Here is a 7,583-nt window from a genome sequence, read left to right as displayed (position 1 = left end):
TTTAACATCTGTAACTAGATGGTCTTCGTTAGAATGTACGAGCAGACTATCAGCCGAGATTTTGTAAATGAGTACCCAACTGTACCAAGAAATTAAAGAATTCTATGATGCTTCAAGCGGTCTGTGGGAGGGAATCTGGGGCGAACACATGCACCACGGATACTATGGGGAAGATGGAAACTATAAGCTAGATCGTCGTCAGGCTCAAATCGACCTCATCGAAGAATTATTGATTTGGGCTGATGATTTTAGCAAGGAGCGACCTCAAAATATTCTCGATGTTGGTTGTGGAATTGGTGGTAGTAGCCTGTATTTAGCCCAGAAATTTGGGGCGAGGGTGACGGGGATTACCCTTTCTCCCGTCCAGGCAAATCGCGCCAAGGAGCGAGCGCGAGCGGCTGGTTTGGCAGACAAGGCGGATTTTCAGGTCGCTAACGCGCTGGAGATGCCGTTTGCCGATAATAGTTTCGACTTGGTATGGTCGTTAGAAAGTGGCGAACACATGCCAGATAAGGTGAAGTTCTTGCAAGAGTGTCATCGCGTCTTGAAACCAGGTGGGAAGATGATTTTTGTTACTTGGTGTCACCGTCCGACAACTGCAACAACGCCGCTGACACCTGACGAGCAGCGGCATTTACGCGATATTTATCGAGTTTACTGCTTGCCTTATGTAATTTCGCTGCCAGAATATACTGAGATTGTGACCCAATGCGGTTTTCAGGATTTGCGCGTGGCTGATTGGTCTACGGCTGTCGAACCATTTTGGGATGTGGTCATCGATTCAGCGATTACACCACAGGCTGTATTTGGGCTGGTGAAGGCGGGTTGGAAAACGATCGAGGCAGCGATATCATTACGGCTGATGAGTGAGGGCTATCGGCGCGGTTTGATTCGCTTCGGTCTGATTGCCGCGACGAAATCAACTTAAATCTAAGCTGTTAAGTCGCGAACTATCGATCGACATATATCGTCTTGTCATTAAAGATGAGGAGCGATTGCCGAGCAGTTTGCTTTGTGGTGGTTAGCTCATTGCGCTATCTTTTAGTTTAATTTAGGTGTCGAGATGCTCTGCTTGGCACTTTTTCATCAAACATCATTTCCCAGCAAGATTTAAGCTTTAATCCTTTTGAAACGAGCATAATAATTTAGCTTTATGGAATTAGATAGTATTCATTTCTATGTTAGGGATGCCGATCGAACGCAATCTTTTTTCGTCGAACAGATAGGATTACAATCTTTAGATAATTCACCAATTTTAGTTCATCATCAGAGCGACCCATCGCGGACGCTCGTGCATTGGGTCGGTAATTCCGAGCTGTTATTTTCGATCGCATCCCCACTAGATACCAGTAGTCCAGTGGCGGAGTATCTGCAACTACATCCCTCGGGAGTTAAGGATGTTTCGTTTCGGGTTCTGGATCTAGCAGAGATTAGGAGCAAAGTAGATCGACTGGGCGTAACGGTATTAGCAGCTTCGGCAGATTTGGATGAGTGTCAGTGGCTGAGAATTCGAGGTTGGGGTTCTGTCGAACATACCATTATTCAATCGCAACTGGGAGAGATTACTTCGACGAAAATCGATCGACACGAGCCAATTACTGGGATCGATCACATTGTTTTAAATGTGGCTGCGGGTGAGTTGGATTTAGCTGCCAACTGGTATCGAGATATATTTGATTTTCAGGTAGAACAGACATTTGATATTCAGACGCTGACATCAGGATTGGCGAGTAAGGCTCTGGTAAGTGCGTGTGGCAAGATTAGATTTAATATCAATGAGCCGAGTTCGAGTAATTCCCAGATTCAAGAATTTTTGGATCTCAATCATGGTGCGGGGATTCAACATATTGCCTTGCAAACTCAGGAGATCTGGACGACGATCGATCGAATGCAGCAGCAGAAGTTAGCATTTTTACCAATTCCGCAGACTTATTATACTAACCTCCAAAATAGGGCAAGATTGGCACAACAATTTCTGTTAACTAATCAAGAGTGGCAGCAACTCGAACGGTTGCAAATTTTGATGGATTGGTCTATGTCTATACCAAAACAGATTCTCTTGCAAATATTTACGCAACCGATCTTTGAATCACCTACCTTCTTCTTTGAAATCATCGAACGCCGCAATCGCGCTCAAGGATTCGGACAAGGGAATTTCCAAGCATTATTTGAAGCGATCGAGGAGTATAATGCTTCTATATTGTCTATCTAAGCTCAGTATTTACCGATCGGATCTAGTAAAAATAAGTAGGGGCAATTCATGAAGCGGTTCGCGCACGCCTTTGTTCCCCGACGGTTGAGCAAAACAGCGACTGAAATCACGCGGAGGTTCCCGACCCATGTGTTTCAGTCAAGACAAGACATTGCCCCTACTTATTTTTACTAGAAGGCGAACTATTTTACCCAAGCTCGCTCCCACCCATCGCCACCAACTTCCAAGCCAGCATTCTGACTAGTTGCTTTGATGATTTGACGACCTTGACGAGTGCGAAGATCGATCGATAATAAACCCTTAAGCGTATCGCGACAACACATCACCAAACCCTTTTCTGTGGGCGTATTTACCATCGTTCCTGGTAAGTCTGTCATGCCGATTAGTTCTACTTCAAAATCGCTATTACTCGCTTGAATTCGCCATTCGCCCCAGGGTTGAATCTGCCAAGTCATCTGCGAATTCCAGGGGACGAATTCATAAAAAGTGTCGCGATAATGAACGCCAATCATCCCGACTTCTTCAGTCGTCCACAATACCTTGCGGCGTCCGCCACCTGCGGTTATTGCCAAACCAACCGTCTCGTCAAAGCTATTGCAATTTACCCAAAACCACTTCTGCGGAAAAGAGCGACCCCAGTTTTTTTCACTATACGCTGGCGCATTGGTAAAATCATAGCGTTCGCCCTGCCACTCGATCCAGCCTGTCGCCAAGCCATGCGCCATCAGAATCTGCCATCCCGGCTCAAAGACACTCAAGTACGATAATAAACCCGCCGTGGCTTGTTGGGGCTGCTGGGGCTGTCCCCAGCCATAAACCGGGACAGTATGATAACACCAGCGACACGCTTGTGAGGGTAGGTTGCCTTGGTGGAGAGTGGCGGTAACTTGATAGCCTTCAGTAATTTGGCGATCGAATTTGTCACTTGCTAACAATTGCGGTTTAATAGTTAAATTAGTCTCACCCCAATGTCCTAAGCTGAGGGAATCTTTGTCTGCCCAAAACTTATCGATATCTGGAAAAGAGCAGAGCAAATGTTGTTCGTCAATACCGAGTATTTGCGCTGCACCACCACGACGGTCGCTTTTACCTGAAGGATCTTCGATCGAGTACATGAAGGCAAATGATTCTCTAATCTTTGGCAATGTTAGCCGAAAATACCATCCTTCAAAAAAATCATTGTCGATACCATTCCAATGATAGCCACTATGGGGTACTTTCATAATTAACAATTATCAATTAATTTAACTAGGGATTACTGGCTCCAGATCTTCACCACAGAGATCGCTCGTATGAATATAAAAGATCGTCGATGGTTATCCCAGAATTGAGGCATAATCCTAATTCGGCTAGCTTGTCTAACTGTGTTTCTAGCTTCATGATTATTTAACTCCAAAGCTCGCTTTTGTGTCTATTTTAACATTAGTAAATCAAAAATTAATACTTCAATAAATATCCTGAATTGTCAATTGCCTGCATCTATTAATACACAAAACAAGCGATCGGAAAGATTAGATACTCCCAGAAAAATAGCTTCCAGATAAATTGATAAAAATTGGCGATCGATTCTTTTTTTTCTAAATCGATATCTTGCGATCGCCACCAGAGCAAACCGAGTAATCCGGTATGAGAAATTGTCAGAAACCAGGTATTAATACTCGATGGTAATAGGATTCCAGCCGCGATCGTGCCAAGATAGGCGGTCGCAATCGCCCAGCGGGTAAAGTTGAAAACCGTTGATTTACCTAAAACAATTGTAAAAGTTTCGATTTGATACTTGCGATCGCCTTCGAGATCGGGGACATCTTTAAATAGGGCAATGGCAATGGTAAATACTAAGATAAACAGTGTCAGCACCCAAACACTCGGCGGTACAGACTCTCCACCCGTAAATAGTCGATCGAAATGCAAAAATAGTCCTAAATTAACAACACAACCCCTAACCGTCAAAATACAAATTGCGGCAAGTAGTGAGTATTGCTTGAAGCGAATTGGGGGTAAAGAATAAGCGGTACCGATCGCTAAACTTAGGGTAACAGTTGCAAATAACCACTTACCTAAGATAACCGAAATCGCGATCGCGAGTATCCCCGTCACCCCGACAATCCATTTACCTTGAGCGATGGATAATTTACCACTAGCTAATGGTAGATCGGGTTTATTGACGCGATCGATCTCGACATCATACAGTTGATTCAAGCCAACGATATAAACATTCCCACACAAACATGCAATCCAAGTTCCGATTAGTTGACCGATACTCAACCAGGAAATCGGACTGTGCGTGGTGGCGATCGCGATCGTGTACAGTGCAAATACACTCAGACTGGTACCGATAATTGTATGGGGACGCGAGAATTTCCAGAGCTGTGATAGATACATTAGGCGGAGAGGATATGGGACGGGGGGACTGGGGGACTGGGGGACTGGGAGACTGGGGGATGGATTAGCTGCAAAGATCTACGATCGCAACTTAGAGCAGCAAGGTGATAATTTAATTGTAATTGAAGAAAACTTGGGTGAATTTGGTGCGGGTTCTTAAATGAGGGCAAATTAACAATGGGAAGCGAGATATCCGTAGGTGCCGCCCGACCCTGCTTGTGAGTGGGTGATGTCACAATAGAGATAGTTCTAAAAGTTAGATAGATATTGTGTCGATCGCAATTGATTCTAGTATCACTGCATCAGCTACGCTCGCCCAGCCTCGGTTGTGGATGCCAGAGCAGGTCTTGTTTACACCTGCGGCGATTGCCGAACCCTGGGGGCAACAAATTTTAGCCCGCACTCAGTCCTTAAATTTACCGATTGAAATTCTCCCTCACAACCGTTTAACCGGATTGCGGGGTGAAAATGAGCGCGAGACATATCAGATTGCCAAGCGCACTTTAGCTGTGGTGACAGCTCCTCCCAGTAGTTTCAAGCTCAGTCCGATTCCCCCTTCCGCTGATTGGCAGTTTCACCTTGCCGAAGGCTGTCCCGCTCACTGTCAGTATTGCTATTTAGCCGGGAGCTTGCAAGGGCCGCCTGTGATTCGGGCGTTTGCCAATCTGCCGCAGACGCTGGCAAATTTGGCTGCTTACGAGCGTACTGGTGAGGCAACTAGTTTTGAAGTTAGTTGCTATACCGACCCCTTGGGCATCGAGCATCTCACAGGCAGTTTAGCAGAGTGTATCCGTTACTTTGGTACTCGTAAAGATGGATATTTGCGGTGGGTGTCCAAATTTGATGGTGTCGATTCGCTGCTAGATTTGCCTCACAACGGGCATACGCGCTGTCGGTTCAGTGTCAATGCAGCACCCGCTTCGCAGCGGTTTGAGGGCGGTACAGCTCCCGTTGCGGCGCGGTTGCAGGCTGTCCATAAGTTGGCTTTGCCACCAGCGCGCGGTGGTGGTGGCTATCCAGTGGGGATTGTGATTGCGCCGATTATGCCGATTGAGGATTGGCAGTTGCACTATACAAATCTGCTAGACTCGATCGCGAATGCGTTAGATTTTGATTGCGATCTGACGTTCGAGCTGATTTCGCACCGTTTTACTCCCGGCTCCAAGGAGACGTTACTGGAGTGGTATCCCCAAACTAAGCTGGAAATGGATGAGTCCCAGCGCAAAGTCAAGCGCAATAAGTTTGGCGGTACCAAGTATGTGTATGAAAATGACATTATGAAGGAGCTACGCAGTTTCTTTATGCGGGAATTGGCGCGACGCTTTCCTGATGCCAAAATCTTGTACTGGACGTAGTGGCCTAGCTTCGTTCGAGTCCCGCCTCCGATTGAAATCGGGGCTAGTAATGCAAAGTCCGCCTACGCGGACTGATTAATTAACGTGAGTTCGGGATAAGAAAAATCGATGTGCTTCGCTCAAGCACCGCCCTGAACTAGAAGTGTATCCTTCGGATAGGCTTTGCCAACGGGCTAATAGCGATTCGCGCACGCCTTTGTTTCCCGACGGTTTGCGACTGAAATCACGCGGAGGTTCTCGACCCATGTGTTTCAGTCAAGACAGCGAATCAAGACAGCTCAAGTTCTCTGAAGAGAACTACCAAATTTGATTCAGTTCGTTTTAACGAACTTTGGCTATGAGCAACTAATTCATTTGAGGGCGGTGTAGAAACGAAGCCAGGAGTCCCCGGACTCCCTCTACTGGATGATAGCTAGCTACACCCTTTGAGTGAGGGAAGTATCGCTAAAGCTTTGTAAGCTGGGTGTAAATCATCTACAACAGCTTGAAAACTTATGGCCAGCCAAAGACAAATTCAAGACAAAGGCGAATCGACTCAAGCAGACTCGATTGAGAATGGAGCCGCACAGCAAGAAAAAGCCGACGGTACCAAAGCTAGCAAAAAAGCCGAACCAGCTTCAAAATCGGCACCCGATGACGCCCAAGGATCTCAAAAAATAGCGTCACTTTCGCAAGCATTAGAAGGCGATCTCAGCACTCTCGATCCTGACACTGCCCTAGAATCGATCGAGGCATTTCAAAGTTTATTAAAACAGTCCAAACAACCAGAAGCTAAAGAAATTGCGAGCGGGTTGAAAGAGTTGCAAAAACTCTTAAAACGTCCAGAGCCAAGCGGACACGAACTCGGCGAGCTAATCAGTCATTTAGGCGAGCAAACAATTGAGATCGCCGCTGATACTGACAAAGCACTCAAAACGCCTTTACAACATCTAGGTAAGCAACTGACTAAAATCGGTCGGTCATTAGCTAAAGCTGAAGATTCCGAGCAACTTGAAGACCTAGACTCACTGGTAGATACGCTCAAACAATCGCCAGATAAAATCGATGCCAAAGCTTCAGTTGGCGAGATCGATCGCTGGTACGATTTATTACACAAATCTGAAGATAGTAGCCTCAAAGAAATCGCCACCGACCTCAAAGCCCTCAAGCAAATCCTGAAAGGCAGTAAAACAAAAGGCGGTGAATTGAGCGAAAAATTAATCGAACTCGGTGAGAAAACAACGGCATCCGCCGCTGATGCCGGACGCGGTTTCAAAGGAGCGATCCAAAAACTCGGTAAAGCATTGACAACATTTGGTAAATCTTTAGCCTAAAGATGGGTTGATTAATTAACTCAGTTTGAGATTTTTAACATTTGTATAAATTGAGCTAGCCATACGCAAACATGGACGATCGCGCGATCGTCCATGTTTTTCACAACGCTCGAATTGCCAAATTTATTACTTATCTAAAGATATATCCAGAATCTCTACCAATAGAGAGATGAGCAATTTGGCTGAATATTTTATCTTAAATAAAGAGAGAGTTCATTGGCAACAATGAAAATAAATTAGTAAGGAGAACGCTCGATGTCTATTAATCTTGAAGATTCAAAACGTACGGCAATTGCTTGTAAGCTAGCTGGAATCAAAGAA

At 45.5% G+C, this 7,583-nt stretch carries 6 protein-coding genes; 4 read left to right on the top strand and 2 right to left on the bottom strand.

From position 1 onward, the window contains the following. The first annotated feature begins 67 nt into the window (after window positions 1–67). Together RMO35_RS00255 and hppD are read left to right on the top strand one after the other, a co-directional pair. On the top strand, window positions 68–928 hold the full coding sequence (locus tag RMO35_RS00255) for a methyltransferase domain-containing protein (RefSeq protein ID WP_309737744.1): 861 nt from the start codon (window positions 68–70) through the stop codon (window positions 926–928). Between the two features lie 225 nt (window positions 929–1,153). After that, window positions 1,154–2,212: a 4-hydroxyphenylpyruvate dioxygenase gene (gene hppD / locus RMO35_RS00250; protein ID WP_309737742.1), complete on the top strand. Its 1,059-nt coding sequence runs from the start codon at window positions 1,154–1,156 to the stop codon at window positions 2,210–2,212. Between the two features lie 182 nt (window positions 2,213–2,394). Here hppD and RMO35_RS00245 read toward each other — a convergent pair whose 3' ends face one another. Together RMO35_RS00245 and RMO35_RS00240 are read right to left on the bottom strand one after the other, a co-directional pair. After that, window positions 2,395–3,435, bottom strand: coding sequence for a tocopherol cyclase family protein (locus tag RMO35_RS00245; protein ID WP_309737740.1), 1,041 nt, complete (start codon window positions 3,433–3,435; stop codon window positions 2,395–2,397). 259 nt (window positions 3,436–3,694) lie between these two features. After that, window positions 3,695–4,594, bottom strand: coding sequence for a homogentisate phytyltransferase (locus RMO35_RS00240; protein WP_309737739.1), 900 nt, complete (start codon window positions 4,592–4,594; stop codon window positions 3,695–3,697). A 332-nt stretch (window positions 4,595–4,926) separates the two neighbouring features. Between RMO35_RS00240 and RMO35_RS00235 the strand changes: the two genes are divergently transcribed. Both RMO35_RS00235 and RMO35_RS00230 read left to right on the top strand, forming a co-directional pair. Further along, a complete protein-coding gene (locus tag RMO35_RS00235) occupies window positions 4,927–5,949 on the top strand; it encodes a spore photoproduct lyase family protein (protein WP_396134918.1) in 1,023 nt (340 codons plus the stop codon). Between the two features lie 494 nt (window positions 5,950–6,443). Continuing rightward, window positions 6,444–7,262 (top strand): hypothetical protein, encoded by an 819-nt coding sequence (locus RMO35_RS00230; protein ID WP_309737736.1) that lies wholly within the window; start codon window positions 6,444–6,446, stop codon window positions 7,260–7,262. Window positions 7,263–7,583 lie beyond the last annotated feature (321 nt).

It is taken from the genome of Chamaesiphon sp. OTE_20_metabat_361 (genome assembly GCF_031364565.1).
This window is presented reverse-complemented; position numbering and strand designations above follow the sequence as displayed.

Coding starts and splice junctions, on each gene's coding strand:
- RMO35_RS00255 (WP_309737744.1), top strand. CDS start 68: ATGAGTACCCAACTGTACCAAGAAATTAAAGAATTCTATGATGCTTCA.
- hppD (WP_309737742.1), top strand. CDS start 1,154: ATGGAATTAGATAGTATTCATTTCTATGTTAGGGATGCCGATCGAACG.
- RMO35_RS00245 (WP_309737740.1), bottom strand. CDS start 3,435: ATGAAAGTACCCCATAGTGGCTATCATTGGAATGGTATCGACAATGAT.
- RMO35_RS00240 (WP_309737739.1), bottom strand. CDS start 4,594: ATGTATCTATCACAGCTCTGGAAATTCTCGCGTCCCCATACAATTATC.
- RMO35_RS00235 (WP_396134918.1), top strand. CDS start 4,927: ATGCCAGAGCAGGTCTTGTTTACACCTGCGGCGATTGCCGAACCCTGG.
- RMO35_RS00230 (WP_309737736.1), top strand. CDS start 6,444: ATGGCCAGCCAAAGACAAATTCAAGACAAAGGCGAATCGACTCAAGCA.